This is a genomic window from Nocardia harenae NBRC 108248, assembly GCF_001612885.1.
GTDB lineage: Bacteria > Actinomycetota > Actinomycetes > Mycobacteriales > Mycobacteriaceae > Nocardia > Nocardia harenae.
The window spans coordinates 37,998-63,084 of record NZ_BDBH01000005.1 but is presented as its reverse complement, the minus strand read 5'-3'; the positions used below and the strand labels follow the sequence as shown (position 1 = coordinate 63,084).

Sequence of the window (25,087 nt, the reverse complement as noted above, 5' to 3'; positions counted from 1 at the left end):
ACCGGTGTCGGCGAATCGACGGCAACACTACGGTGCTCGCCGCGCGAAACGGTGGATCAGGACCGCGGTTTGCGCCGCTCCGGTGCGCGCCGTGGCCCCTCCCGGCGCGGCCCGCGCGGCATCGAGCGGTGCTGCGGCGACCCCTGATCCAGCTGCAGCTGGATCAGCACGCCGCTGATCCTGGTGCGGCGCAGCGCCTCCAGCGTCTCGGCGGGCAGGTGCGCGGGCAGCTCGACCAGGCTGTGGTCCGGCCGGATGCTGATGTGCCCGAAGTCGCTGCGGCGCAGCCCGCCCTCGTTGGCGATGGCCCCGACGATCGCGCCGGGCACGACCCGGTGCCGCTTGCCGACGCTGATCCGGTAGGTGGCGAGCTCGGCCCCGGTGCTGCGGTGGTGGCTGCGGCCGCCGCCCTCGTCGTCGAAGTTGTGCCGCTCCGGGCGCTCCCGGCGCGGCCGCTCCACCGGCTCGGGCTCCGGCTCCATGAAGAAGTTCTTGCCGTCGTGCGAGCCGACCGCGAGCGCCGCCGCGATATCGATGAGCGGCGTGTTGTGCTCGCGCTCGTACTCCTCGATCAGGGTGCGGAAGAGCGCCAGGTTCTCCGAGGAGAGGTTGTCGGTGATGGCGTCGCCGAACTTGCTGACCCGCTGCGCGTTCACGTCGTCCACGCTCGGCAGCTGCATCTCGGTGAGCGGGTGCCTGGTGGCGCGCTCGATCGACTTGAGCAGGTGCCGCTCCCGCGGCGCCACGAAGAGCAGCGCCTCGCCGGAGCGCCCGGCCCGCCCGGTGCGGCCGATCCGGTGCACGTAGGACTCGGTGTCGTGGGGAATGTCGTAGTTCACCACGTGCGAGATGCGGTCGACGTCCAGGCCGCGGGCGGCGACGTCGGTGGCGACCAGGATGTCGAGCGCGCCCGACTTGAGCTGCCCGATGGTGCGCTCGCGCTGGTTCTGCGCGATATCGCCGTTGATCGCGGCGGCGGAGAAGCCGCGGGCGCGCAGCTTCTCCGCGAGCTCCTCGGTGGCCTGCTTGGTGCGCACGAAGATGATCATCGCCTCGAACGCCTCGACCTCGAGAATCCGGGTCAGCGCGTCCAGCTTGCGCTGGTGCGACACCTGCACCCAGCGCTGGGTGATGTTGGTAGCGGTCGAGGTCTTGGCCTTGACCGTGATCTCGACCGGGTTGTGCAGGTACTGCTTGGAGATCTTGCGGATGGCGCCGGGCATGGTCGCGGAGAAGAGCGCGACCTGCTTCTCGTCCGGGGTATCGGCGAGGATGCGCTCGACGTCCTCCTGGAAGCCCATCTTGAGCATCTCGTCGGCCTCGTCGAGCACCAGGTAGCGCAGCCCGGAGAGGTCGAGCGTGCCCTTCTCCAGGTGGTCGATGACGCGGCCGGGGGTGCCGACCACCACCTGGGCGCCGCGGCGCAGCCCGGAGAGCTGCACGCCGTAGCTCTGCCCGCCGTAGATGGGAAGCACGTGCAGGCCGGGCATGTGCGTGGCGTAGCGGCCGAACGCCTCGGCGACCTGGATCGCCAGCTCGCGGGTCGGCGCGAGGACCAGCGCGCGCGGCTGCCGGTCGGCGGGGTCGAGCCCCATCAGGATCGGGATGGCGAAGGCGGCGGTCTTGCCGGTGCCGGTCTGCGCGAGGCCGACCACGTCGGCGCCGTCCAGCAGCGGCGGGATGGTGGCGGCCTGGATCGGCGACGGCGACTCGTAGCCGACGTCGGCGATGGCGCGCAGGATCCGGGCGTCGATGCCGAGCTCGGCGAAGGTGGGCGGTGCGTCGGCGGCCGGCTCCGCGGGGGAATCGCCGCCGGTCGCGGCGGTGGGGCCGCCTTCGGTGCTGCTCGTGGAACCGTGCGTCGCCGCGGTGACCGGGCCGCCGGTCGCGAAATCGCCGGTCGAACCCTCGCCTTCGCGGGGGTCCCCGTTGTCGCCGGGAACGGTATCGACCTCATTGATGCTCATTGACCAGCAGTTTACTGCGTGGCGGTGGTCTCACCCGCAGCCGGGCCATACCGTGGTGACATGTCGTCACCGATCGTCGCGGTCGTCCAGTTCGCGCCATCCACCGATCCGGCCGCCAACCTCCGCGCGCTGCGCGAGCCGGTCGCCGAAGCCGCCGCGCGCGGCGCCGAGGTGGTGCTCGCCCCCGAGTACGCCATGTACGCGGTGACCAGGCTGGACGAGCGGGTGGTCGCGGTGCGCGAGCCGCTCGGCGGGCCCTTCGTCACCGGGCTCGGCGGGCTCGCGAAGGAGTTCGGGGTGCACCTGGTGGCCGGGGTGGTCGAGGAGGTACCGGACGAGCCGGAGCGCATTCACAACACCCTCGTCGTGCTCGCGCCCGACGGCGAACTCGTCGCCACCTACCGCAAGGTGCACCTCTACGACGCCTTCGGCCACCGCGAGTCCGATGTGGTGCGGCCCGGCGCGATCACCGAGCCGCCGGTCTTCACCGTGGGCGACACCGTCTTCGGGCTGCAGACCTGCTTCGACCTGCGCTTCCCCGAGGGCGCGCGGCGGGTGGCCGCCGCCGGTGCGCGGGTGCTGCTGCTGCCCGCGCAGTGGATTCCGGGGCCGGGCAAGGTCGACCAGTGGACGACGCTGCTGCGCGCGCGGGCCATCGAGAACACCGTCTACGTCGCCGCCGCCGACCAGGCCGCGCCGCGCGGCGCAGGCGCCTCGATGATCATCGACCCGGCGGGGGCGGTGCTGGCCGAGCTCGGTGCCGAGCCCGGCGTGCTCACCGCCGCCGTCGACGCCGAGCTGATCGACTCGGTGCGGCGCGCGAATCCGAGCCTGGAGCTGCGCCGATTCGCCGTGGTGGAGCGCGTTCCGGAGTAGCGTCGGAGGCAATGATCTACACCGATCGGACATCGGCCGGTCGTGTGCTCGGAGGCGAGCTGGCCGAGTGGGGCCTCGTCGCGGAGGCGGGAGCCCCTGGTCCGCTGCTGCTCGGGCTGCCGCGCGGCGGCGTGCCGGTGGCGGCAGGCGTCCGCGAGGTGGTCGGGGGCGCGCTCGACGTCCTGCTGGTCCGCAAGCTCGGGGTGCCCTGGCAGCCGGAGCTGGCGGCGGGGGCGATCGGGGAGGACGGCGCCAGGGTGCTGAACGCGGACGTGCTCGCGCACACGGGGCTCACCGAGGTCGCGCTGGCCGGCGTCGAGGTGGCCGAGCGGGCCGAGCTGGAGCGGCGCAGGGCCACCTGGCGGGCCGGTGCGGCGGCGGTGCCGCGGGCGGGCCGGGTGGTGGTGCTGGTGGACGACGGCATGGCGACCGGGGCCACCATGGTGGCCGCCTGCCGGGTGCTGCGCCGCCAGCGCCCCGCGCTGGTGCTGGTGGCGGTGCCGGTCTCCTCGCCGGAGGCGCTGCGCCGGGCCGCCGCCGAGGCCGACGACGTGGTGTGCCCGCTGGTACCGGAGAGCCTGGGCGGGGTCGGTACCGCGTACGAGGATTTCCACCAGCTGGCCGATGCCGAGGTCACCGCGGTGCTGCGGGCGCGGTGATCACCACAGCGCGCGCGGGGTCACCCGCCCCGCGGCGGTGAGCATGGGGCGCAGCCGTCCGGCGAAGCTCTCCGCGGTGACCGGGGTGATCTCCACCTCGGCGCCGGTGCGCACCGCGTAGCGGCCGTCCCCGGTGATATCGATCCAGCACAGCACGCCGAACGGGGCGAGCGCGCCCGCGTCGCGGCGCACCGAGACCACGATCTGGCCGATACCGTCGCGCGGGGCGCGGAGCAGGCGCCGGATACGGGCGGGGACCGACGGGCCGGAGACCGGGACGGTCACCAGGTCGCGGCTGTCCTCGGTGACGCGGGCCAGCGGGGCGGTGAGCGCGGCCAGGGTGCCCGCGCTGTTGCGCGGGAGCGGCGTGATCACGCGGGCGGCGAAGGTGCGGGCCGAGCCGACCGAGATCCGGATATCGCCGCCGCGATCCGGCGCGGAGCCGGGGAGCTGCGCGGCCACGACCGCGATCTCGCCCGCGACAGCTCCGAGCACCCGGATCGGCGCTCCGAGTGCGTAACCGAAGACCTCGGCGCGCAGGGCAGGGCGGGCGAGGACGCGGAGCGCCGCCTCCAGATCGGCGTCCAGGTGCTCGTCGCACCAGCGGTGCAGGGCGGGGAGCTGCGCGGCGCGCTGCACATTGTCGGCGGCGGAGAGCCGCACCGCGAGCGGGTACGGGATGCGGTCCCCGTCGGTCCGGCTCCAGGCCAGCGCGAACTGGTCCGGCGTCAGCGTCCGCCTCACTCGCGCTCGGACCACTCCCCGAGCACCGGCGGCGTGGTCGGCTCCAGCGACCCGATGAGCCCGCCGTTGTCGTCGCCGGGTTCGAGGTAGGTGAGCTCCTCGTCCGGGAAGTGCAGGTCGTCGTCGGTGGCGTCGGCGGGCGGCCGGGGCGGCAGGTGCGCGCTGATCCCGTGGCCCGGCCTGGTCGTCTCGGACGCCGCCAGCGCGCCGCCGAGCAGCCCGCCCATGGCGCCCGCGCCGAGCCCGGTGACCGCCTCGGTGCCGCTGGACTCGCGTGGTTTCGCGGTGCTCCGCTCCTCCTGCTGCTTCTTCCGGTCGTCGGCGGGCACGGTCGGCGGGACGACGCCGGGCGCGGTGGCTGCGACCGGCGCGGTGCTGCCCGCGAGGTGCGGAGCGGCGGTGTGCGGAATGGCTGGGTGCGGCAGCGAGGTCCCGGCGAACGAGGCCGGGACGGTGCCCCCGGGTGCGGTGCCCGCCGCCTGCGTGGCGACGGGGCCGGGGGCGGACTCCGCTCCGGCGGATTCCGTCGTGCTCGCGGAGTCGGCTTCCGGCGCCGCCGAATCCGTCGGCGCCGCACCGGTACCGGCGGCCTCGCCGTCCGCTTCGGGACCGGGACCGGTGGCGAGCGCGACCGGCGTCGCGCCGGGCACGGCTCCGGCCGCACCGACGGCAGCGCCACCCGCCCCGGCATCGGCGGACGACACCGCGACGACCCCGCCCGGCGCCTCGAACTCCGGGAACGCCGGAACTCCGTTGCCGGTGGGCAGGAAGGCCCCCGCGTAGACATCCTCCATCACCCGGACGACATCGAGCCTGGCGGTCTCCGCCGCCTTCTGCGCCGCCACATTGGCCGCCGCGCTCCCCGGATCCAGCAGCGCCGCCGCCAGATCCGGCTCCGCGCCCGCGGGCGCCCCGACCCCGGCGCGCACCGTCTCGGCGGCGTCCCCGGCCCGGTTCAGCCGCTCGCCGACCACCCCCATGACCTCGGCCAGCTCCCGCCCGCGCTGCTCGAACGCCGCGACCGCGGCGGCGGCGTTCGCGGCGGCGGGCCCGCGCCACCCGTCGGCCATGGCGGCTCGCACCTCCGCGCCCGCGGCCTCCACGGCGGCGGCCAGCCCCGCCGAGGAGCCGCGCCACACCTGGCCGCCCGCGTTCAGCGTGGCCGGGTCGAGCAGGTTCACCGCGGCGTGCAGTTCTCGGTGCGAGAGGTTGTCGAAGGTCTCGACCCTGGTCGCGTAGTCGGGGTCGGTGCGCAGGTGCTCCCCGCGCTGGGCGGCTCGGGGCAGCTCACGCATGGTGCACCGCCAGCCGCTCGGCGGCGGTCGCATCGGCCGCGGCGTAGGCCGCGCCCGCCGCGCGCAGTGTGCTCGCGAGTTCCCGTGCCGCCGCGGCGTATTCGCGCAGCGCGGTGACCGCGCTCCCCGCCTTGCCCTCGAACCCCGCGCGCAGCGCCGCGCCGGAGGCGAGCGCGCCGAAGCCGGGCAGCGTGCCCGCCGCGGCGAGCGCCGCGATCTGCTCCTCCACCCGATCGGCCAGCTGCTCGTAGCGCTGCGCGCAGCGCTCCGGCGCGCCGTCGGCGACCAGGACCCCGTCGATCCACAGCTCGCCGTCGTCCACCGCCGTGCGCAGGACGTCCACCTTGGATCGCACTCGCCAGCCCCCTTCCCGGGGCGCCGCGGTCGCGCCGGCGCCGTCCGTTACCGATCCGGATGCGGCCGCCCCTCCGCCACATCCCGTACCCACGCCGCGATGTCCGCGCCGACCCTCGCGTGCACCGGCTCGTGCAGCAGATCGTGGCCGGCGTCGGAGTACTCGCACAAATGTACCGACTCGTGGCGCGCAGTCCAGTCCCGGACGGGATCGATCGGCGTCCGCCGGTCGTCGACGCCGTGCACGGCGAGAACCGGCAATCCGGGTGGCGGGGCGGCGAGGGCGCGCGCGGGCGTGCCGCAGAGCACCAGCCCGTCCAGGGCGGGCGCGGCGTCGGCGAGCAGTTCCAGCGCGGTGGCAGCGCCGAGCGAATGCCCCATCAGGACGAGCGGTTCCGCCGGGCGCTCGGCGCGCACCGCGCCGAGCAGCGCGGCGGCGTCGGCGGTGAGCTCGGCGAGCGTGCCCGGCGCCGCCGGGTCGCCCTCGCTCAGCCCCTGCCCCGCGGTGTCGAAGAGCCACGCCTCGACCTCCGCCCTGCCGAGCAGCCCGGCGAAGCGGTGGTAGTGCCCGCTGTGCTGGCCGCTGCCGGGCAGCAGCACCAGCAGCGCGCGCGGAGCGTCCAGCGGGCGGCGCCGATAGTGCAACCTGCCGCGTGCGCCGGTGATAAAGGGCATGCGACGATCATGCCCGCGCTGCCTGGGACCGAATCCGCCCGGCCCTCCGAGCCGAGTCATTTCGTGAAGCTCCGCACCGCCGTCCGGCTGGCCGTGCTCGCCTGCGCCGTCCTGCGGATCACCCCGGGCGGGTAGCCAGGGTCAGAATGTCGGCAGCGGGATGACCGGCAGCTCGGGCATCGGGATGCCCGGCGCCGGGGGCGCGGGCTCCGCGGGCGGCGGCACCGGCTGCGGGGCGGGCGCGGGGGGCGCGGGCACGTCCGGCACGACGAAGGTGCCGACCGTCGGCGTCATCACGCAGTGCGCGCCGGGGTAGTCGATGACGCCCCACATCGAGGCCAGCACCGTGCCCGGCCCGCTGTTCACCGTCTTGGACAGCGTGGGCAGATTCAGGTCGGTGCGGTCGTCCAGCGGATCCATCCCGCTGGCGCCGGTGTTGACATTCACCCAGGCGACGACCAGCCCGGAGGCGAGCGGCGCCCCCGAGTGCGCGGGCGAGGCGGTGAACCGCAGCTGGCCGGGGCGCAGATCGGCGCCTGCCGAGTTGGCCTGGGTACCCTCCGTGACGCCTGCCGCGATGATCGTGGTGATCGGGCCGTTGCTGCCGCAGCCGAAGGTCGGCGCGGCGTAGGCGAACGGGGTGAAGTTGGCCGCGATATCGCGCAGTGCGGCCACGTCGACCAGCTCGGTGTAGTCGCGCAGCGCGTCGACCCCCGCCCTGGCGCTCGCGTCGTCGCCCGCCGCCACGGTGAGCTCGGCGATCCGGTCGCGCACCGTCGACTCGGTGTCCGCGCCCGCCCCGCCGGCGAGTGCGACGGCCAGGGTCAGCGACGTGCCGAGCGACGCCGCCGTCGCGGCGATCCGTGCGATGGACTTGCGCTTCACGCGAACACTCCTCGATGCGGCTCCCATATCCGCCAGCAACGTACCAGGTGGGCCGGGTTTCCATCGGGCCGCAACCCGATATGGCCCGCACCTGGTGTGATCCAATCGACTCGGTGTATTACCGGGGGGTAGGGTTCGGGTCGGATGAAACGAGACACAGTGGGAGCCTTGTATGAAAATATCCCTGTCCGCCGATGAGGTTGCCTTCCGCGACGAGCTGCGCGCGTTCTACCGGACGCAGATCCCCGCGGAGATCCGCGAGCGGGTCAAGTACGGCCGGGAGGTCTCGCGTGCGGACGTCGTGACCACGCACAAGCTGCTGAACGACAACGGCCTCGCGGTGCCGAACTGGCCGGTCGAGTGGGGTGGCAAGGACTGGACCCCGATGCAGCGGCACATCTGGCAGGACGAGATGCAGCTGGCCTCGGTCCCCGAGCCGCTCACCTTCAATGCCAACATGGTCGGCCCGGTGATCGCGCAGTTCGGCTCGCAGGAGGTCAAGGAGCGCTTCCTGCCGCCGACCGCCGCGCTCGACATCTGGTGGTGCCAGGGCTTCTCCGAGCCGGACGCCGGCTCCGACCTCGCCTCGCTGCGCACCACCGCGGTGCGCGACGGCGACTCCTACATCGTCAACGGCCAGAAGATCTGGACCACCCTGGCCCAGCACGCCGACTGGATCTTCTGCCTCGTCCGCACCGACCCGTCCGCGCCGAAGAAGCAGGCGGGCATCTCGTTCCTGCTCTTCGATGTCAAGAGCCCCGGCGTCACCATCCGCCCGATCAAGCTGATCGACGGCGGCCACGAGGTGAACGAGGTCTTCTTCGAGAACGTCCGGGTGCCCGCCGACCAGCTGGTCGGCGAGGAGAACCAGGGCTGGACCTACGCCAAGTTCCTGCTCGGCAACGAGCGCACCAGCATCACCGCCGTCGGCCGCAGCAAGGTCAAGCTGGCGGTGGCCAAGGAGTACGCGTCGACGACGCGGTCGGGCTCCGGCACGCTGCTCACCGACCCGGTCTTCGCGGCCAGGATCGCCGAGCTGGAGAACGAGCTGCTCGCGCTGGAGCTGACCCAGCTGCGCGTGGTCTCCAATTCCGAGGAGGGCAAGCCGAACCCGGCCTCCTCGGTGCTCAAGCTGCGCGGCTCGGAGCTGCAGCAGGAGGTGACCGAGCTGCTGCTCGACATCGCAGGCCCGGACGGGCTGCCGGTCGGCGCCACCGATATCGCCTCGCCCGAGTGGGCGCAGCGCAGCGGCCCCGCCTACCTGAACTACCGCAAGACCACCATCTACGGAGGCTCCAGCGAGGTGCAGCGCACCATCATCGCCTCCACGATCCTCGGACTGTGAGGGGCGAGCCATGGATTTCGAACTCACCGAAGAGCAGGCGCTGCTCCGCGACACCGTGCGCGATCTGCTCGCCAAGAACTACAACGCCGAGTCCCGGCTGAAGGTCGTGGAAACCGAGCTCGGCTGGAGCCGCGACGTCTGGAGCAGGTTGGCCGAGCTCGGTGTGCTCGGGCTGACCTTCGCCGAGGAGGACGGCGGCGTCGAGGCCGGGCCGGTCGAGGCCATGCTGGTGCTGGAGGAGGTGGGCCGCCGGCTCGCCCCCGAGCCGCTGCTGGACGCGGTGATCGTCCCCGGCGCGCTCATCACCCTGGCCGGCACCGCCGAGCAGCGGCAGGCGATCCTGCCCGAGGTCGCGGCGGGCACCCTGCTGCTCGCCTTCGCGCACGGCGAGCCCGGCTCGCGCTGGCCGGATACCGAGATCGGCACCGCGGCCACCGCGGACGGCGACGGCTACCGCCTCTCCGGCACCAAGAACCCGGTGCCGCACGGCGACAGCGCGGACCGGGTCGTGGTCAGCGCGGCGCTGCCCGCGGGCGGCACCGGGCTGTTCCTGGTCGATCCGGCGGGCGATGGCGTGACCCGCACCCCGTACCGCACCGTGGACGAGCGCCGCGGCGCCCAGCTGGTGCTCGACAATGCCCCGGCCGAGCTGCTCGGCACCGCGACCGACGCGAGCGCGGCCATCGCCGCCGCCGAGCTGCGGGCGCACGCCGCGCTGAGCGCCGAGGCCATCGGCGCCATGGAGGAGGCGCTCCGGCTCACGAGCGAGTACCTGCGCACCAGGAAGCAGTTCGGCGTCACGCTGTCCAAGTTCCAGACGCTGACCCAGCGCGCCGCGACCATGTACGTCTCGCTGGAGCTGGCCCGCAGCATGAGCCTGTACCTGACCGCGGCGCTGGCCGACGGCGCGGAGGACGCGGTGATCGCGTCGCGGGCGCGGCTGCGGATCGCGCGCTCGGCCCGGCACGTCGGGCAGGAGTCGGTGCAGATGCACGGCGGCATCGGCGTCACCACCGAGTACCCGGTGAGCCACTACGTCGCGCGGCTCACCGCCATCGAACGGACGCTCGGCGGCACGCTGGAGCACCTGCGGGTGCTCGGCGAGCGGGTGGGCGAGTACACGCTGGTCGAGCTCTAGATCATCGTTCCGGCGCGGGCGGTGGGCCTCCAAGCTCGCCGCCCGCTGCCGTCACGTGGCGTTGATCACTCGGTGCTCTCGGTGCCGTATTCCTCGTCCTCGACGAGCTCCGAGGAGGGCGGCTCCGCGTCGGCGGTGCTGCTCGGCTCCAGGGTGAGCGTGCGGGTGCGGGTCGTGGTCGGCTCCGCATCGCGGGGGCGGGTGGTCGGGGTCCTGGTCGCGGACTCGGTCGCCGACGGATCGCCGGACGGGTCGGCCGAGGGGTCGGCAGAGGGGTCGACGACGAGCGTGTACCCGGCCGGGCGGCGCGGCGGCCCGGCGGGGGCGATCTGCCAGCTCGGCGAGGGTGGGATGGTGATCCGCGCGACGCTGCTCGCGGATTCACCCCCGTCGTCGCGCACCGGCGCGCCGGCGTACGGATCCGACTTCAGCGGCGGCGGGGCGACGTAGGTGTCCTCGCGGTCGATGCCGAACATGCCGATCAGCACCAGCCCCACCGAGACCGCGCCTGCGGCCACGGCCGGGCCTGCGATCCGGGCTCTGCTGCTCTCCATCGGTGACGCTCCTGTGGGTGGATCGGGTGGCCTCACCTTAAACGAGCCCGGTGGGCGGAGCGAGGTGAGCATGCGCACCCGTAGTGCGGAGACACAAAACTAAACGCTAACATTTCAGATATCGAAATGGTATCGGAGGCGTGTCGAAGGCACGTGTCGTAGTAGAACAGCCGAGTGTGGTCGTAGCGTGATCGAAGTTACGCGTGAGACGCCTGTAACCACATGAGAGACGTGAACGGTCGTCGCGCACAGCGACTTCCGGCGTCGGATTGTTCTCTGATCGGCGTCAACGAGGAGTAGATGATGGGAGCTTACTCGGCCATTCCGCTGGATGCCTCGTCCGACGGCGCCGAATCGGTCACCGCGATATCCGCGGTACCGGACTCCGCCGCAGGCGAATCCACATCCATCGCGACCGAATCGGCAGCCGCCGATCCGGACGGCACGGCGGGCACCGGGGAATCGGTGCCGCCCTCCGCGACGGCCACCCGCGAACGCACCCTCCGCACCACGCTGGCGCGTGGTTTCGGCTGGCTGTTCTTCGTCGGAGGGCTCGTCGGCGCGGTACTCGGCATCGCAGGCCTGCATGTCGAGATCACCGTCGCCGGCCTCATCCTGGCCTGCACGGCCGGGCTGATCCTGCTCAAGCTGCGCTCGGACAGCGCCGTCCGGGAACCGGAAGCCTGAACGATCACCGCAATGGCGCGGTGGCCCACCAGTTCATGAATTCTTCTCGCGTGGCGATGAACCCGATGCTGTGCATCAGGAAGCGGGACCGCGTCGGGTCGCCGGAGAACTCGGTCACCATGCGTGGCCGCAGCGACGAGAAGCCGTCCAGCACGATATTGCTGTAGGACTGCCCGTCATTGGTGTCGCTCTGGCTGGTGCCCGCGGGCAGCGCCGCCACCGCGGCGGCGGCCTCCGCCGGGGTGGCGTAGGCGTAGAACTCGTAGTTGGCCTTGTTCTGGCCGCCGAAGCAGTACCAGACGGCGGTCCAGGCGCCGAATTCCGGCCCGGTCGCGTCCAGCCCCGAGCCGGCGGCGCGGTCCTTGCCGAAGCAGGTCGCGCCGTTCCAGCCCGGGTCGGAGAAGACGATGTCGTCCTCGTCGGCATCCGGGACCATGCGCGGGAAGCCGTCGTGCAGGGCGGCGAGGCCGTCGATCATCGCCGACTCGTCGCTCTCGGCGGTGGTGGTCGTGGTGCTGCGGCGGGTGGTGGTCTCGTCCGCGATGTCCTGCGGCTGTTCGCCGGTGGGCTCCGGCTGGGTGGTGCGGGTCGGGGCGGCGGCCGGGGTGCCGGAGCCGCGGTCGGCGCCGACGAAGGCGATACCCGCGATCAGGGCGGCGGCCAAGAGGGCGCCGACGGCGACGCCGGCGAGGCCGCGGTACCGGCCGGGGGGTTTGCTGCCATGCGGGCCGTGGGAGGGGGCGCCGTAATTCGGGCCGGGGGTGTGCGGGATCGGGTGGCCGGGTGCGGAATACGGTCCCGCGTGCATCCGGTGGCCCGGTGCGGACGGGCCGCCCGGCGTCCAGTAGCCGCTGTCGGGCGCGCGGTATTCGCCGCTGCCCGCGACGCCGTACCCGCTCGCTGGAGTGCCGTATTCGCTCGCAGGGATGCCGTAGCCGCTCGCGGGCGTGCCGTATTCGCCTGCGGGCGTGCCTTGGCCGGGGCCACCGCCCACTATCCCGTGTCCACCGGCAGGGGTCCCGTAGCCGGACCCGCCCGCGACGCCGTACCCGCTCGCGGGTGTCCCGTAACCGGGACCGCCGGGCATGCCGTACCCGGCACCGGCCGGCCCGGGGACGGGGTGCGGCCCGCTCGCCACCCAGGCGAGCGCATCCCGCGCGGCCCCGGCGAACTCGGCACAACTCGCGAAGCGATCACCGGGGTGCTTCGCCATGGCGCGCAGCAGCACGGCGTCCAGCGCGCCGGGCAGCCCGGGGCGTACCCCGCTGACCGGCGGCGGCGGGTCGTTGAGGTGCCCGTGGATCACCGCGACCGGATTGCTCGCCTCGAACGGCACCGTCCCGGTGAGCAACCGGAAGAGCGTCACCGCCAGCGAGTATTGATCCGAGCGGTGGTCGAGCGCGGCGCCGGAGAGCTGCTCCGGTGAGGCGTAGGCGAGCGTGGCGGTGAAGGTGCCGGTCTTGGTGAGGTGCCCGGTGTCGTCGCGCAGCCGGGCGATCCCGAAGTCGGTGAGGAAGATCCGCTCCTCGGCGCCGTCGCTCACCCGCTCGATCATGATGTTCGCCGGTTTCACGTCCCGGTGCAGCACACCCTTGCCGTGCGCGTAGTCCAGCGCCGCCGCCGTCTCGGCGACGATCCGCACCGCGCGGGCGGGCGGCAGCGAGCCGGGCTCCAGCGACGCCGCGTCCACCCCGTCGACGTAGCGCATGGAGATCCAGAGCTGCTCGTCCTCGACCCCGCGGTCGTACACCGGCACGATCCCCGGATGGTCCAGCCGCGCCACCAGGTCGGCTTCGCGCTCGAAGCGGGCCCTGATCTCCGCGTCCGCGAAGAGCTCCCGGTTCAGCAGCTTCATCGCGGTCAGCCGGGGCAGCCTCGGGTGCCTGGCCAGGTACACCGAACCCATTCCGCCCCGGCCGAGCAGACGTTCGATGGTGTACCCGGCGAATACCTCACCGGTTCTCAGCATGGCATCAGTTCAGCGGCGCCGAACGCCACCAGCTGAGCACCTCCTCCGGTGTGCCGTAGCCGTCGGTGAACATGAGGAACTGGCTCCGGTCGGAATCGCCGCTGAACACCGTGATGATCTTGTTCCCATTGTCGCTGTACTTGTAGTTCGTGTACTGCTCGCCGCCGTTGGTATCGGTCGACTTGGTGTTCGTCGGCAGGTTCGACACCACCGACTGCACATCCGCCGCCGAGTTGTAGACGTAGATCCGGTAGAACGGGTCGTCGCTGTCGCCGCCGCCGTAGCAGCGCCACTGCCAGGCCCACGAGCCGAAATCCGGATCGCCGTCGTTCGGGCTCGGGGTGTAGCTGGTGTCGGTCTCCCAGCAGGTGGCGTTGTTGTACCCGGTCTCCTCCTCGCTGGAGGCGGGCACCATGCGCGGGAACTCCTTGGAGATGGCGTCCGCGGACGGCGTGATCTTCGGCCCGGCGGCGGCGGTGGTCGTGGTGGTGCCGCCGTTGCTCGCGGAGTTCTGGCTGGCGACGACGCCGATGCCGATCACCGCGGCGAGCAGCACCACGACGCCGACGACGATGCCGACGATCAGCGTGCTGTTGTTCTTCCGCGGCGGTCGCTGCTGGGCGCTGTACTGTCCGAAGGTATTCGGCGGCGGCGGCGGCGGCGGTGGCGGGGTCGGGGTGTAGCCGGTCGGCTGCTGGTGCGCGTACGGATTGCTCTGCTGCGGGTTCTGCGCGGTGAGCGGCGGTGCCATGGTCGGGCCCGCGGTGAGCGGGGCGGCGCCGCTGGCGTACGGGTTGTGCTGCGTCGGGTACGGCGCGCCGGTCATCGGGGTGCCGGTGTACTGGTTCCCGGTGAGCGGGCGCGGCCCGGTGCTCGACGGGTTCGGGATCGGCCCGCCCGCCAGCGGCAGCGACGGCGCGCTCGGGTTGCTCAGCGCGTGCTGCGCGGCGGCGGCGAAGGCGGAGCAGGATTCGAAGCGGTCGTCCGGGCGCTTGGCCATCGCCCTGGCCAGCACGGCATCCAGGCCGTAGGGCAGCCCGGGGCGGGTGCTGCTCAGCGCGGGCGGCGCGGACTGCAGGTGGCCCTGGATCACCTGCGCCGGATTGGTCGCCGCGAACGGCCCGCTTCCGGTGAAGAGCCAGAACAGCGTGCAGGCCAGCGAGTACTGGTCCGAGCGGTGGTCGAGGGTGGCGCCGGTGAGCTGCTCCGGCGAGGCGTAGGCGAGGGTGGCGGTGAAGGTGCCGGTCTGGGTGAGGTGGCCGGTGTCGTCGCGGAGCCGGGCGATGCCGAAGTCGGTCAGGTACACCCGCTCGCCGCGCCCGGCGCCGGAGCGGGCCAGCAGGATATTGGCGGGCTTCACGTCGCGGTGCAGCACGCCCATGCCGTGCGCGTAGTCCAGCGCGTCGGCGGTCTCCTTGATGATCTGCACCGCGCGTTCGGGGGGCAGCGTCTGCGGGTCCACCGAGGCGGCATCGATGCCGTCGATGTACTGCATGGAGATCCAGAGCTGCTCTTCCTCGATGCCGCGGTCGTACACCGTGACGATGTTCGGGTGGTCGAGCCGGGCGACCAGATCCGCCTCCCGCTCGAACCGCGCCCGCACCTCCTTGTCGAAGAACATCTCGCGGTTCAGCAACTTCAGCGCGGTCATCCGCGGCAGCCGCGGATGCTTCGCCAGGTAGACCGACCCCATGCCACCGCGGCCGAGCTGCCGTTCGATGACGTAGCCGGCGAACACCTCACCGTTGGCCAGCATTGTCTGCTCCATCTCTCGCCGCGGACCGGGACCCACCGGCGCACAGGCGTACAGCACGAGAACGCGCGATCGGGCTCGGCCCGCGCGCGGAAACATCGAAACCATAGCAGTAGTCGAGCGGCCGCCCGCCTTTCGGCGAACCGCGCCGGGTGCGGGATCGGGGCTGCATGTCAGCCGTCTCCCGCTGCGGTTTCGCCGGGTTGCCCGGCGCCGCCGGGGCGCACCCGGCCGCCGGGCGGATCGATCGTCGCCGGGCGCCCGCGGCGCTGCGGCGCACGCCCGGAGGGCGGGGGTGGGGCCGGGATGACGGTCGGGTCCTCCGGGCGCACCTGCTCGCGCTCGGCGGGGTTCGGCGTACGCCCCGCAACCGGGTGCGCGCCGGAGCGCTGCGCCGGGTTCGGAGTGGGGGGCGCGCCCGCCGGCGGAGGGGTGGGCGTTCCGGGACGGGCGTGTGTGCCGGAGCCGGGGCTCGCGTTCGGCGGCCCGCCGGAGCCGGGGCGCGCACCGGGGTATCCGGTCGGGCCCGGACGGGCGTGGGCGCCGGAGGGTGGCTGGGGGCCGTAGCCCGGCCCCTGATTCGGACCGGACACCGGGCGGGGCTGCCCCCAGGACGGCCCCGGGTACGGCCCCTGCTGCGGCCGGTTACCCGGCCGCGGCGGGCCCGGTTGAGGCCGCTGCGGATTCGGCTGCCGCGGATACGGCGGCCGGGGCTGCGCACCGGGGTACGGCGACTGCGGGTACGGCCGCGGCTGCGCGGTGGGGTACCCGGGCTGCGCGGTGGGGTACGGCTGCCCGGACGGGTACGGCGGCGCCCCCGGATACCCGGTGGGCGGCCCGCCCTGCGGCTGCACCGACCGGTGCGGCCCGCTGCGCGGCCCGTCCAGCGCCGCCTTCGCCGCGGCCGCGAACGCCGCGCAGGTGTCGAACCGCTCGCCCGGCTCCTTGGCGAGCGCCCGCATGATCACCGCGTCGAAGGCGGGCGAGAGATCCGGCCGCGCGGTGCGCGCCGACGGCACCGGCAGGTTCAGGTGCCCGTTGATCACCGCGGCCGGGTTCGCCCCCGGGTACGGCGCGGCGCCGGTCAGCATCCAGAACAGCGTGCAGGCCAGCGAGTACTGGTCCGCCCTGTGGTCCAGCGCGGCCCCGGCGAGGTGCTCCGGCGCGGCATAGGCGAGCGTCGCGGTGATCGACCCGGCGGAGCCGAGCGTGGTGTCGGCGTCGCGCACGCTGGCGATGCCGAAGTCGGTGAGCAGCACCCGCTCCGGCTGCCCGATCGGCGCCTTGGCGAGCAGGATGTTGGCCGGCTTCACATCCCGGTGCAGCACGCCGTTGACGTGCGCGAAGTCCAGCGCCGACGCGGTGTCGGCGATGATCCGCACGGCCCGCGCGGGCGGCAGCACGCCGACGTCGACGCAGGAGGCGTCGGCGCCCGCGACGAACTGCATGGAGATCCAGAGCTGGTCGTCCTCGGCGCCGCGGTCGTAGACGGTGACGATATTGGGGTGGTCCAGCTGCGCGACGAGATCCGCCTCGCGCTCGAAGCGCTTGCGGATCTCGGTATCCGAGTAGAGGTCGCGCCCGAGCAGCTTGAGCGCGGTGAGCCGGGGCAGCCGCGGGTGCCTGGCCAGGTACACCGTGCCCATTCCGCCGAAGCCGAGCACCCGCCGCACGGTGTAGCCGGCGAAGGTGTCGCCCTTCTGCAGCACTTCCGTCACTCCACCCCCCTCTCCGGGTCGCGCGCCTGGTCCTACCGATCTATCTCTCCGGCACCCCGGCGCGCAACATCGCTTTCGGCGGCCCGCGTGTCGGTGCCGGTCGTTAGGGTGAGTCCTATGCGCATTGGAGCACACGTTCGCCTGGACAGCGATCCGATCGGCTTCGGTGAGAAACTCGGCGCCGAGGTGATTCAGCTTTTCGTCATCGACCCGCAGAGCTGGGACAAACCACAGCCGCACCCGCGCGCCGACGAGATCAGGGCAAGCCCGATCGACGTGGTGGTGCACTCGTCGTACCAGATCAACGTCGCGAGCCTGAACAACCGGCTGCGCATGCCCTCGCGCAACGCGGTGGCGCAGCAGGCGACGGCCGCCGCCGAGCTGGGCGCCTTCGGGCTGGTGGTGCACGGCGGGCACGTGCGCTCGGACGCCGAGCTGGAGGCCGGTGTCACCAATTGGCGCAAGCTCTTCGAGCGGCAGGAGGAGAAGGGCGGCTTCGCGGTGCCGATCCTGATCGAGAACACCGCGGGCGGCAACCACGCCATGGCCAGGCACTTCGACTCCATCGCCCGGCTCTGGGACGCGGTCGGTGAGTTCGGCGCCGGCTTCTGCCTCGACACCTGCCACGCCTGGGCGGGCGGTGAGGAGCTGGTCGGCGTCGTCGACCGGATCAAGGCCATCACCGGCCGGATCGACCTGGTGCACCTGAACTCCTCCCGCGACGAGTTCGACTCCGGTGCCGACCGGCACGCCAACCTCGCCGACGGCACCATCGACCCGGAGCTGCTCGCCGAGGTGTGCCGCACCGCGGGCGCCCCGGTGGTGCTGGAGACCCCCGGCGACGGCCTCGCCGACGATCTGGCCTACCTGCGTGAGCACGTCGGTCGGTAGGCCAGACTGGTCCGCATGGGTATTCGGCCGCTCGACGGCGTGCGCGTCCTGGAACTCGGCAATTACATCGCGGCGCCGACGGCGGCCCGGATCCTCGGTGACTTCGGCGCCGAGGTGATCAAGGTGGAGCGTCCCGGCGCCGGGGACGAGCTGCGCAACTGGCGGCTCTACGGCGGCACCACCTCGATGCTCTACCGCACGGTGAACCGGAACAAGAAGTCGATCACCCTCGACCTGCGCACCGAGGCCGGCAGGCGCACCGTGCTCGCCCTGGTCCGGGAGAGCGATGTACTGCTGGAGAACTTCCGCCCCGGCATGCTGGAGAAGTGGGGGCTCGGGCCGGAGGTTCTCAACGAGGCCAATTCGGAGCTCGTGGTCACCCGCATCTCCGCCTACGGCCAGACCGGGCCGCGCGCCGCGCGCCCCGGCTTCGCCGCCGTGGCGGAGGCGGTGGGCGGGCTGCGCGAGCTGGTCGGGGATCCGGATCGGCCGCCGGTGCGGGTCGGGGTGTCGATCGGCGATTCGATCGCCGGGATCTACGCCGCCTTCGGCACCGTCATGGCGCTCTTCCAGCGGGAGCGCAAGGGTGCGGTGCCGCTGGAGCAGCGGATCATCGATGTGGCGCTGAACGAGGCGATCCTCTCGGTGATGGAGTCGCTGGTGCCGGATTACCTCGCCTACGGCATCAACCGGCAGCGGGTCGGCGGCCGCATGGAGGGCATCGCGCCGAGCAATGCCTACCCCTGCGCCGACGGCACCAGCATCATCATCGGCGGCAACGGCGACGCCATCTTCCAGCGCTACATGACGGTCATCGACCGGCCCGACCTGGCCGCCGACCCGGAGTTGCAGGACAATGCGGGCCGCTGGCGGCATCGCGAGCGGCTGGACGCCGCCATCGGCGAGTGGACCGTCCAGCGCTCCCGCCCGGAAGCGCTCGCCGTCCTGGAGGAGGCGGGCATCCCCTGCGGCCCCATCTACACCGCCGCCGATATCGTCGCCGACGAGCAGTACCTGGCCCGCGACATGATCCAGCACTTCCCCGTCGACGTCGGCGAGCCCGAGCCGAGGCAGGTCGGCTTCCCCGGCATCGTCCCCGTCATCGGCGGAAAGTCCCTCCCCATCCGCAATGTCGGCCCGGACCTGGGTGAACACACCCACGAGGTGCTCACCGCGCTCGGCCTCACCCCCGCCGAGATCGCCGAAGCCGCGGGTCCGCTGGGATGAGCGACATCATCCTCAGGGACGTCACCCTGCGGGACGGTCTGCAGCTCACCGGCAAACTCCTCTCGGTGGAGCGGAAGCTCGAGATCGCCAGGAAGCTCCTCGCCCTCGGTGTCCCGGCGCTGGAGATCGGCTCCCTGGCCAGGGGCGACCTGGTGCCGCCCATGGCCAACACCCTGGAGCTGATAGCCGAGCTCACCCCCGAGGAACGCGCCCGCTGCTGGGTCTGGGTGGCCACCCCCCGCCACGTGGAGAAGGCGGCGGAGGCGGGCATCACCCACTTCCAGTACTGCTTCTCCGTCACCGACGAGCACAATCGCGCGAATATCGGCCGCGACACCGAGGCCAGTATCGCCGCGATGCCCGATGCCGTGCGTCTTGCCGAGCAGGCGGGTGGCGACCTCCAGCTCACCCTGGCCACCAGCTTCACCTGCCCGTTCACCGGTCCGGTCGCGCCGGAGCGGGTGCTCGCCATCGCCACCGACCCGCGCACCGACGGCGCCGCCGACATCGTCCTCGCCGACACCCTCGGCCAGGCGGGGCCGATGGAGGTCGCGGCCCTGGTCGGCGCGGTGCGCCGGGACACCCCGCACCGGCGCATCGTCTTCCACGGGCACGACACCTGGGGCATGGGCGTCGCGAACACCCTGGCCGCGATCCGGGCGGGCGCGACCGTCGTGGACGGGTCGCTGGGCGGCCTCGGCGGCTGTCCCTTCGCTCCCGGGGCGGGCGGCAATACCGCCAGCGAGGACATCCTCTTCGCCACCCGCCCGTCCTGGTTCACCCCGGCCACCCTCGCCGGGCTGGCCGACCTCACCGGAGCCCTGCTCGCCGAGCTCGGGGAACCGAACCGTTCCCGCACGGTCCAGGGCGCCCGCTCGACCACCACCGCCTTCCCCTGGGCGGCGCCGATCCCGGGGTGACCGCGGTGCGGCGAGCGGTGCGATCTCGTGCCGCGCGATGTCCGGCCGCGCGCCCGTGCCGCGCGGTATCGCGGCCCGCGCAGTGCCGCACTGCGGGTGGCGGCGCGCGCAGCTGGTCGCGCCGCCGCCGGTCCGCGCGGAGCGGCAACACCCGCCCGACCCGTCCGCGGCAGCACCATGACCAGGCCGCTACTCCTCCGGGCGCAGCAGCATGACCGCGCCCGCCCCGCGCTCCGCGGCGGCGACGAAGAAGCGCGTCAGCGCGTGGACGCACGCCGCGATGGCGACCGGATCGGCGGGATCGACCCCCTCCTCCGCCATGCGTGCCGGATCGTGATGCCGGGCGATCGATTCCGGGGTCACCCCGGAGAGCGCGGCCGCCGCCTCGGCGACCAGCTCCGGGTACCAGGCGGCGAGCGTCTGTCCGGGGTCCAGCGGGTCGCCGTCCACCCGGAGGTCGACCGGGACCCCGGCCGCGTCCAGCAGGAATTGCACGGCATCCCAGCGCGTTCCGAGGTCGCAGCCGACGCGCGCCGCACCGCGCAACCACTCGGGATCGACCACCCCGTGGTCCAGCTCCATGCTCGTCGCCTCGGCGAACGCCATCCTCGTACCCATCCAGGCGGACGATACCGCTGCCAGGCATACACCCGGAGGTGGTGCCTCCGCTCCGGGAAACCCCCGATGGCGTGCGCGCGCGAACGCGGGAACACTGGTTGCCATGACATCGCACGCCGTGAGCGCCGAACCGACCGAGCCGGGCACCGCGACCTCCGTCGCGGCCCGCGCCGTTGACCTGAGCAAGGTCTACGGCGCCGGAGACACCAGGGTCACCGCGCTCGACGGGGTGTCCGCGGATTTCGCCAGGGGTGAGTTCACCGCCATCATGGGGCCGTCCGGGTCCGGCAAATCCACCCTCATGCACTGTCTCGCCGGGCTGGATTCGGCCAGCTCCGGCACGGTCCGGATCGGTGACACCGACCTGACCGACCTCTCCGACGCGGAGATGACCAAGCTGCGCCGCGACCGCATCGGCTTCGTCTTCCAGGCCTTCAACCTGGTGCCGACGCTGACCGCGCTGGAGAACATCACGCTGCCGCTCGACATCGCTGGCCGCGAGGTGGACCGCGGCTGGCTGGAGACGGTGCTCGGCAGGCTCGGCCTCGCGGACCGGCTGGAGCACCGCCCCAGCGAACTCTCCGGCGGCCAGCAGCAGCGCGTGGCCTGCGCCAGGGCGCTGGCGGGCAAGCCGGACATCATCTTCGGCGACGAGCCGACCGGCAACCTGGACTCCCGCTCCTCCGGCGAGGTGCTCTCCATCCTGCGCGCCGCCGTCGACGAGTTCGGTCAGACCGTGGTGATCGTCACGCACGACCCGCGCGCCGCCTCCTACGCCGACCGGGTGGTCTTCCTCGCCGACGGCCGGATCGTGGACGAACTCCGCGATCCGACCGCCGACTCCGTGCTCGACCGGATGAAGGCGCTGGAGAACTGATGGCGGGCAATCCCATGCGCAAGGTCGCCTTGCGCAACCTCGCCGCGCACAAGGTGCGGCTCGCGCTCACGCTGCTCTCGGTGGTGCTCGGCACGGCCTTCATCGCCGGTTCCTTCGTCTTCACCGATACCCTGCAGCGCACCTTCGACGGCATCTTCGCCAGCCAGGCCAAGGGCGTCGACGTGCGGGTGAGCCCGAAGAACCAGCAGTCCGTCGGGCTGCCGCAGAGCGTGGTTGACCGGATCGCCGCCCGCCCGGACGTGCGCGCGGTCGCGCCCGGCGTGAACGGCCCGGTGGTGCTGCTCGACCCGACCGGCAAGACCGCCGTGCAGACCGGCGGCGCCCCCAGCTTCGGCGAGTCCTACCTGCCCGCCGACCGCGCGGTGGCCGAGCCGCTGGCCTTCACCCAGGGCGGCCCGCCGACGCGGCCGGGCGAGTTCGCCATCAATACCGGCGGCGCCGAGCGCGCCGGAATCCAGGTCGGCGACCGCACCAAGGTGCTGATCCCGTCCCGCGGCGAGCCGATCGACGTCACCCTGAGCGGCGTCTACGAGCTGCCCGGCGGCACCGGCGGGCTGGTCGCGCTGCAGTTCCCGGAGGATCAGGCGAAACAGCTGTTCACCGATGGCTCACACGTCGCGTACGCCGATATCGCCGCGGCCGGGGTGCCCGCCGACGAGTTGCGCGACCGGCTCGCGCTGGAATTCGGCGGCGAGTACAAGGTGCAGAACGGCGACCAGGTGCGCGAGGACATGAAGGCGCAGGTCTCCGAGGCGCTGAACTTCCTCAACTACTTCCTGCTCGCCTTCGGCGCGATCGCGCTGATCGTCGGCACCTTCATCATCTACAACACCTTCTCCATGATCGTGGCGCAGCGGCTGCGCGAGCTGGCGCTGCTGCGTGCGGTCGGGGCGAGCAGCGGGCAGGTCGGGCGCTCGGTGGTGGCCGAGGCGCTGGTGATCGGCGTGCTCGGCAGCGTGCTCGGGCTGGCGGGTGGCGTCGGGCTGGCGTACGGGCTCTCCGCGCTGCTCAATGCCTTCGACGTCGGGCTGCCGACCGGGTCGCTCACGCTGCGGCCGCGCACCGTGCTGATCGGGCTCGCGCTCGGGCTCGCGGTCACCGTGATCAGCGCCTACGCCCCCGCCCGGCGGGCCGCGAAGGTGCCGCCGGTCGAGGCCATGCGCGCCGAGTTCGCCACCACCGGCGACTCGCTGCGCACCCGGACCATCGCAGGCGCGCTGCTCGCGGTCGCCGGGGTGGCGCTGGTGGTGATCGGCGCGCAGTACACCGGCGGCACCGCGGCCTCGACGGTAGGGGCGGGCGCGCTCGCGCTCATCCTGGCGGTGCTGCTGGCCGCGCCCGCGCTCTCCCGGCCGGTGGTCGGGACGCTCGGCGTGCTCATGCGGCCGTTCGGCGCGGTCGGCGCCATGGCCAGGAACAATGCGCGGCGCAATCCGCGCCGGACCGCGGCGACGGCCTTCGCGCTCACCCTCGGGCTCATGCTGGTCACCGCGATCGGCATGCTCGGCGCCTCCGCCAAGGCCAGCATCGGCGGGCTGGTGGACAAGGACGTGACCGCCGATTTCGTGCTGGCCGGGCCGCCGCAGATCGGGGTGCCGATCGGCGCCACCGCCGCGGTGCGCGACGGGGTGCCCGCAGCCGAGCAGGTGGTCGGGTTCCGCGGCGCGGTGGTGCGGATCGACGGCGACCAGGTGCCCGGCTCCTCCCCGGAGGGGGCGTTCGACCGGGTCATGCGGGTGAACCTGCTCGCGGGCACGGACACGCTCGGCGAGCGTGACATCCTCATTTCGGAGAAGGAGCGGGACGAGCGCGGCTGGAGCCCGGGGCAGCAGGTCACCATCAACGGGCTGGACGGCACGGCGCTGCCGGTCACGGTGCAGGGCGTCTACCGGAACAGCCCGCTGCTCGGCGAGGTCATCCTCTCGCCGCAGCTCTACGAGCGGACCACGCCGGCCGCCTTCCGGGTCAATGTGGTGCTGCTGGTGCAGGCTGCGCCCGGCACCGACCCGGCCGCGCTGCGCGCCGACCTGGAGCGCGCCACCGAGCAGTTCGTGGTGGTGCAGGTGATGGACCGCGAGGAGTTCAAGGGGGAGCAGGGGCGGCAGATCGACACCATGCTCGCGATTCTCTACGGGCTGCTCGCGCTGGCCGTGGTGATCGCGGTGCTCGGCATCGTGAACACGCTCGCGCTCTCGGTGGTGGAGCGGCGCAGGGAGATCGGGATGCTGCGCGCGGTCGGCATGCTGCGGCCGCAGGTGCGCCGCACCATCTACCTGGAGTCCATGCTGATCGCGGTCTTCGGCGCGGTGGTCGGGTTGCTGCTCGGGCTCGGGCTCGGGGTCGGGTTCCTGCGCACGCTGCGCGATTTCGGGCTCGATCAGATCGCCATCCCGTGGGGTCAGCTGGTGCTGGTGCTGGTCGGCTCCGCCGTGGTCGGGGTGCTCGCCGCGCTCTGGCCCGCGGTGCGGGCGGCGCGCACGCCGCCGCTCGCGGCCATCGCCGACGTGTGACGTCGGGGCACCGGCGGCGTAGTCACCGCTGCCGAGCGGGTCCCTGGGCCGGGCGGCCGCGCCGGATCAGGCGGCCATCGGGCTGCCGCGCCGCCTTTCCTGCTCAGCGCGGGGTGCCTGCCCAGCGGCTCACGTCCCTGCGGTCGAGGGCGTCGGCGAGCAGGTCGGGGAAGTGGTCGGGGGTGCAGGCGAAGGCGGGGACGCCGAGCGCGGCGAGCGCGGCGGCATTGTCGTGGTCGTAGGAGGGCGCGCCCTCGTCGGAGAGCGCGAGCAGGACGAGGACCTGCACCCCGGCCTCGGTCATGGCGCGGATCCGGCGCAGCATCTCCTCGCGCACCCCGCCCTCGTAGAGGTCGGAGATGAGCACGAAGAGCGTGTCGGTGGGCTTGGTGATCAGCGACTGGCTGTAGGCGATGGCCCGGTTGATATCGGTGCCGCCGCCGAGCTGGGTGCCGAAGAGCACGTCCACCGGATCGTCCAGGTGCTCGGTCAGATCCACCACCTCGGTGTCGAAGACCACCAGCGAGGTGCGCAGCGAGCGCATGGAGGCGAGCACCGCGCCGAAGACCGAGGCGTACACCACGCTGGCCGCCATCGAGCCGGACTGGTCGATGGCGAGCACCACCTCGCGGTGCACCGCCTGGCTGCGCCTGCCGTAGCCGATCAGCCGCTGCGGCACCACCGTCCGGTGCTCCGGCAGATAGTGCGCGAGGTTGGCGCGGATGGTGCGGTCCCAGTCGATGTCCCGGTGCCGGGGCCGGGCGATCCGGGCGGCCCGGTTCAGCGCGCCGGACACCGCGGCGACGGTCTTGGCCGCGATCCGCTCCTCGATCTGCTTCACCACCGCGGCTACCACGGTGCGCGCGGTGGCGCGGGTGGTCTCCGGGATCACCCCGTTGAGGGAGAGCAGGGTGCCGACCAGGTGCACGTCCGGCTCCACCGCCTCCAGCAGCTCCGGCTCGAGCAGCAGTTGGGTGAGGTCGAGCCGCTCGACCGCGTCGCGCTGCATGATCTCCACCACGCTGGTCGGGAAGTAGGTGCGGATATCGCCGAGCCAGCGGGCCACCCGGGGGGCCGAGGCGCCGAGCCCGCCGGAGCGGGGGCCGGAGGTGGGGTCGCCCGAGTCGTAGAGCGCGGCCAGGGCGCGATCCATGGCCTGGTCGGATTGCCCGCCCGGGGTGCCGAGCTCGGATTCGGCGGCGGCGCCGAGCATGAGCCGCCAGCGGCGGGCGTGCGCGTCGTCGGTCATGCGGACGCTCCCGTGCCGAGCGGGCTCCGCGTGCGGCGGTGGTCGCGCCGGTCGCGCGGGCCGTGCGTGCCTCGGCAGCGGTACGTATCGCAAGGGCTGTGCATGCCTTGGTGGCCGTGCTCATTGTCTGGGCTGTGCGGCCTGGTGGGTGGCAT

23 protein-coding genes are annotated in these 25,087 nt (G+C 73.0%); 11 read left to right on the top strand and 12 right to left on the bottom strand.

Annotated elements, in window-relative coordinates; all coding sequences use genetic code 11:
• Positions 1 to 56: 56 nt before the first annotated feature.
• A complete protein-coding gene (locus NH2_RS11845; protein WP_084505471.1) occupies positions 57 to 1,967 on the bottom strand; it encodes a DEAD/DEAH box helicase in 1,911 nt (636 codons plus the stop codon).
• A 60-nt stretch (positions 1,968 to 2,027) separates the two neighbouring features.
• On the opposite strand from NH2_RS11845, the gene NH2_RS11840 reads away from it, so the two are divergent.
• Both NH2_RS11840 and NH2_RS11835 read left to right on the top strand, forming a co-directional pair.
• Positions 2,028 to 2,843 carry a carbon-nitrogen hydrolase family protein gene (locus tag NH2_RS11840; RefSeq protein WP_067652697.1) on the top strand — a complete coding sequence of 272 codons (816 nt, stop codon included), beginning with the start codon at positions 2,028 to 2,030 and terminating at the stop codon, positions 2,841 to 2,843.
• Between the two features lie 11 nt (positions 2,844 to 2,854).
• Entirely contained in the window at positions 2,855 to 3,502 is a 648-nt protein-coding gene (locus tag NH2_RS11835) for a phosphoribosyltransferase (protein ID WP_067652695.1), read from the top strand.
• Here NH2_RS11835 and NH2_RS11830 read toward each other — a convergent pair whose 3' ends face one another.
• Genes NH2_RS11830 through NH2_RS11815 form a run of 4 tightly spaced genes read right to left on the bottom strand, consistent with a single transcriptional unit; the run spans position 3,503 to position 6,570 of the window.
• Positions 3,503 to 4,246, bottom strand: coding sequence for an ESX secretion-associated protein EspG (locus NH2_RS11830; RefSeq protein WP_157103728.1), 744 nt, complete (start codon positions 4,244 to 4,246; stop codon positions 3,503 to 3,505).
• Positions 4,243 to 5,541, bottom strand: coding sequence for a hypothetical protein (locus NH2_RS11825; protein WP_067652694.1), 1,299 nt, complete (start codon positions 5,539 to 5,541; stop codon positions 4,243 to 4,245). Before NH2_RS11825 ends, NH2_RS11830 begins: the two co-directional genes overlap by 4 nt.
• Entirely contained in the window at positions 5,534 to 5,896 is a 363-nt protein-coding gene (locus tag NH2_RS11820) for a hypothetical protein (protein WP_067652692.1), read from the bottom strand. Before NH2_RS11820 ends, NH2_RS11825 begins: the two co-directional genes overlap by 8 nt.
• Before the next feature lie 47 nt (positions 5,897 to 5,943).
• A complete protein-coding gene (locus tag NH2_RS11815) occupies positions 5,944 to 6,570 on the bottom strand; it encodes an alpha/beta hydrolase (RefSeq protein WP_067652690.1) in 627 nt (208 codons plus the stop codon).
• A 9-nt stretch (positions 6,571 to 6,579) separates the two neighbouring features.
• On the opposite strand from NH2_RS11815, the gene NH2_RS30165 reads away from it, so the two are divergent.
• Positions 6,580 to 6,705 (top strand): hypothetical protein, encoded by a 126-nt coding sequence (locus NH2_RS30165; RefSeq protein WP_281202026.1) that lies wholly within the window; start codon positions 6,580 to 6,582, stop codon positions 6,703 to 6,705.
• 6 nt (positions 6,706 to 6,711) lie between these two features.
• On the opposite strand, the gene NH2_RS11810 is transcribed toward NH2_RS30165, so the two are convergent.
• Positions 6,712 to 7,455, bottom strand: coding sequence for a hypothetical protein (locus NH2_RS11810; protein ID WP_157103727.1), 744 nt, complete (start codon positions 7,453 to 7,455; stop codon positions 6,712 to 6,714).
• 172 nt (positions 7,456 to 7,627) lie between these two features.
• Here NH2_RS11810 and NH2_RS11805 point away from each other — a divergent pair, with 172 nt between their 5' ends.
• Both NH2_RS11805 and NH2_RS11800 read left to right on the top strand, forming a co-directional pair.
• Positions 7,628 to 8,800: an acyl-CoA dehydrogenase family protein gene (locus NH2_RS11805; RefSeq protein ID WP_067652688.1), complete on the top strand. Its 1,173-nt coding sequence runs from the start codon at positions 7,628 to 7,630 to the stop codon at positions 8,798 to 8,800.
• 10 nt (positions 8,801 to 8,810) lie between these two features.
• On the top strand, positions 8,811 to 9,938 hold the full coding sequence (locus NH2_RS11800) for an acyl-CoA dehydrogenase family protein (RefSeq protein ID WP_067652687.1): 1,128 nt from the start codon (positions 8,811 to 8,813) through the stop codon (positions 9,936 to 9,938).
• A 65-nt stretch (positions 9,939 to 10,003) separates the two neighbouring features.
• Here the strand turns inward: NH2_RS11800 and NH2_RS11795 are convergent, their stop codons facing one another.
• Positions 10,004 to 10,492 (bottom strand): hypothetical protein, encoded by a 489-nt coding sequence (locus tag NH2_RS11795; protein WP_157103726.1) that lies wholly within the window; start codon positions 10,490 to 10,492, stop codon positions 10,004 to 10,006.
• A 300-nt stretch (positions 10,493 to 10,792) separates the two neighbouring features.
• Between NH2_RS11795 and NH2_RS11790 the strand changes: the two genes are divergently transcribed.
• Entirely contained in the window at positions 10,793 to 11,179 is a 387-nt protein-coding gene (locus NH2_RS11790) for a hypothetical protein (RefSeq protein WP_067652684.1), read from the top strand.
• A gap of 4 nt (positions 11,180 to 11,183) precedes the next feature.
• Here the strand turns inward: NH2_RS11790 and NH2_RS11785 are convergent, their stop codons facing one another.
• From NH2_RS11785 to NH2_RS29500, 3 genes are all read right to left on the bottom strand, one after another.
• Positions 11,184 to 13,148, bottom strand: a complete 1,965-nt coding sequence (locus tag NH2_RS11785; RefSeq protein ID WP_067652680.1) for a serine/threonine-protein kinase — start codon at positions 13,146 to 13,148, stop codon at positions 11,184 to 11,186.
• Positions 13,149 to 13,152: 4 nt separating this feature from the next.
• Positions 13,153 to 14,904: a serine/threonine-protein kinase gene (locus NH2_RS11780; RefSeq protein ID WP_067652679.1), complete on the bottom strand. Its 1,752-nt coding sequence runs from the start codon at positions 14,902 to 14,904 to the stop codon at positions 13,153 to 13,155.
• Between the two features lie 170 nt (positions 14,905 to 15,074).
• Entirely contained in the window at positions 15,075 to 16,619 is a 1,545-nt protein-coding gene (locus NH2_RS29500) for a serine/threonine-protein kinase (RefSeq protein ID WP_369690042.1), read from the bottom strand.
• Positions 16,620 to 16,736: 117 nt separating this feature from the next.
• Between NH2_RS29500 and NH2_RS11770 the strand changes: the two genes are divergently transcribed.
• The 3 genes from NH2_RS11770 to NH2_RS11760 are packed head-to-tail and all read left to right on the top strand — an operon-like array spanning position 16,737 to position 19,657.
• A complete protein-coding gene (locus NH2_RS11770) occupies positions 16,737 to 17,510 on the top strand; it encodes a deoxyribonuclease IV (RefSeq protein WP_067652678.1) in 774 nt (257 codons plus the stop codon).
• 15 nt (positions 17,511 to 17,525) lie between these two features.
• Positions 17,526 to 18,737 carry a CaiB/BaiF CoA transferase family protein gene (locus NH2_RS11765; RefSeq protein ID WP_067652677.1) on the top strand — a complete coding sequence of 404 codons (1,212 nt, stop codon included), beginning with the start codon at positions 17,526 to 17,528 and terminating at the stop codon, positions 18,735 to 18,737.
• Complete coding sequence (locus NH2_RS11760; RefSeq protein ID WP_067652675.1) at positions 18,734 to 19,657, top strand: hydroxymethylglutaryl-CoA lyase-like TIM-barrel protein; 924 nt, start codon at positions 18,734 to 18,736, stop codon at positions 19,655 to 19,657. The genes NH2_RS11765 and NH2_RS11760 overlap by 4 nt, the downstream gene beginning before the upstream one ends.
• Positions 19,658 to 19,846: 189 nt before the next feature.
• On the opposite strand, the gene NH2_RS11755 is transcribed toward NH2_RS11760, so the two are convergent.
• Positions 19,847 to 20,275 carry a DUF1877 family protein gene (locus NH2_RS11755; RefSeq protein WP_169811476.1) on the bottom strand — a complete coding sequence of 143 codons (429 nt, stop codon included), beginning with the start codon at positions 20,273 to 20,275 and terminating at the stop codon, positions 19,847 to 19,849.
• Positions 20,276 to 20,378: 103 nt separating this feature from the next.
• On the opposite strand from NH2_RS11755, the gene NH2_RS11750 reads away from it, so the two are divergent.
• Together NH2_RS11750 and NH2_RS11745 are read left to right on the top strand one after the other, a co-directional pair.
• Positions 20,379 to 21,152: an ABC transporter ATP-binding protein gene (locus NH2_RS11750; protein WP_067652671.1), complete on the top strand. Its 774-nt coding sequence runs from the start codon at positions 20,379 to 20,381 to the stop codon at positions 21,150 to 21,152.
• A complete protein-coding gene (locus NH2_RS11745; RefSeq protein WP_067652669.1) occupies positions 21,152 to 23,683 on the top strand; it encodes an ABC transporter permease in 2,532 nt (843 codons plus the stop codon). Before NH2_RS11750 ends, NH2_RS11745 begins: the two co-directional genes overlap by 1 nt.
• A gap of 103 nt (positions 23,684 to 23,786) precedes the next feature.
• On the opposite strand, the gene NH2_RS11740 is transcribed toward NH2_RS11745, so the two are convergent.
• Positions 23,787 to 24,932 (bottom strand): VWA domain-containing protein, encoded by a 1,146-nt coding sequence (locus NH2_RS11740; RefSeq protein ID WP_067652668.1) that lies wholly within the window; start codon positions 24,930 to 24,932, stop codon positions 23,787 to 23,789.
• Positions 24,933 to 25,087: the final 155 nt, after the last annotated feature.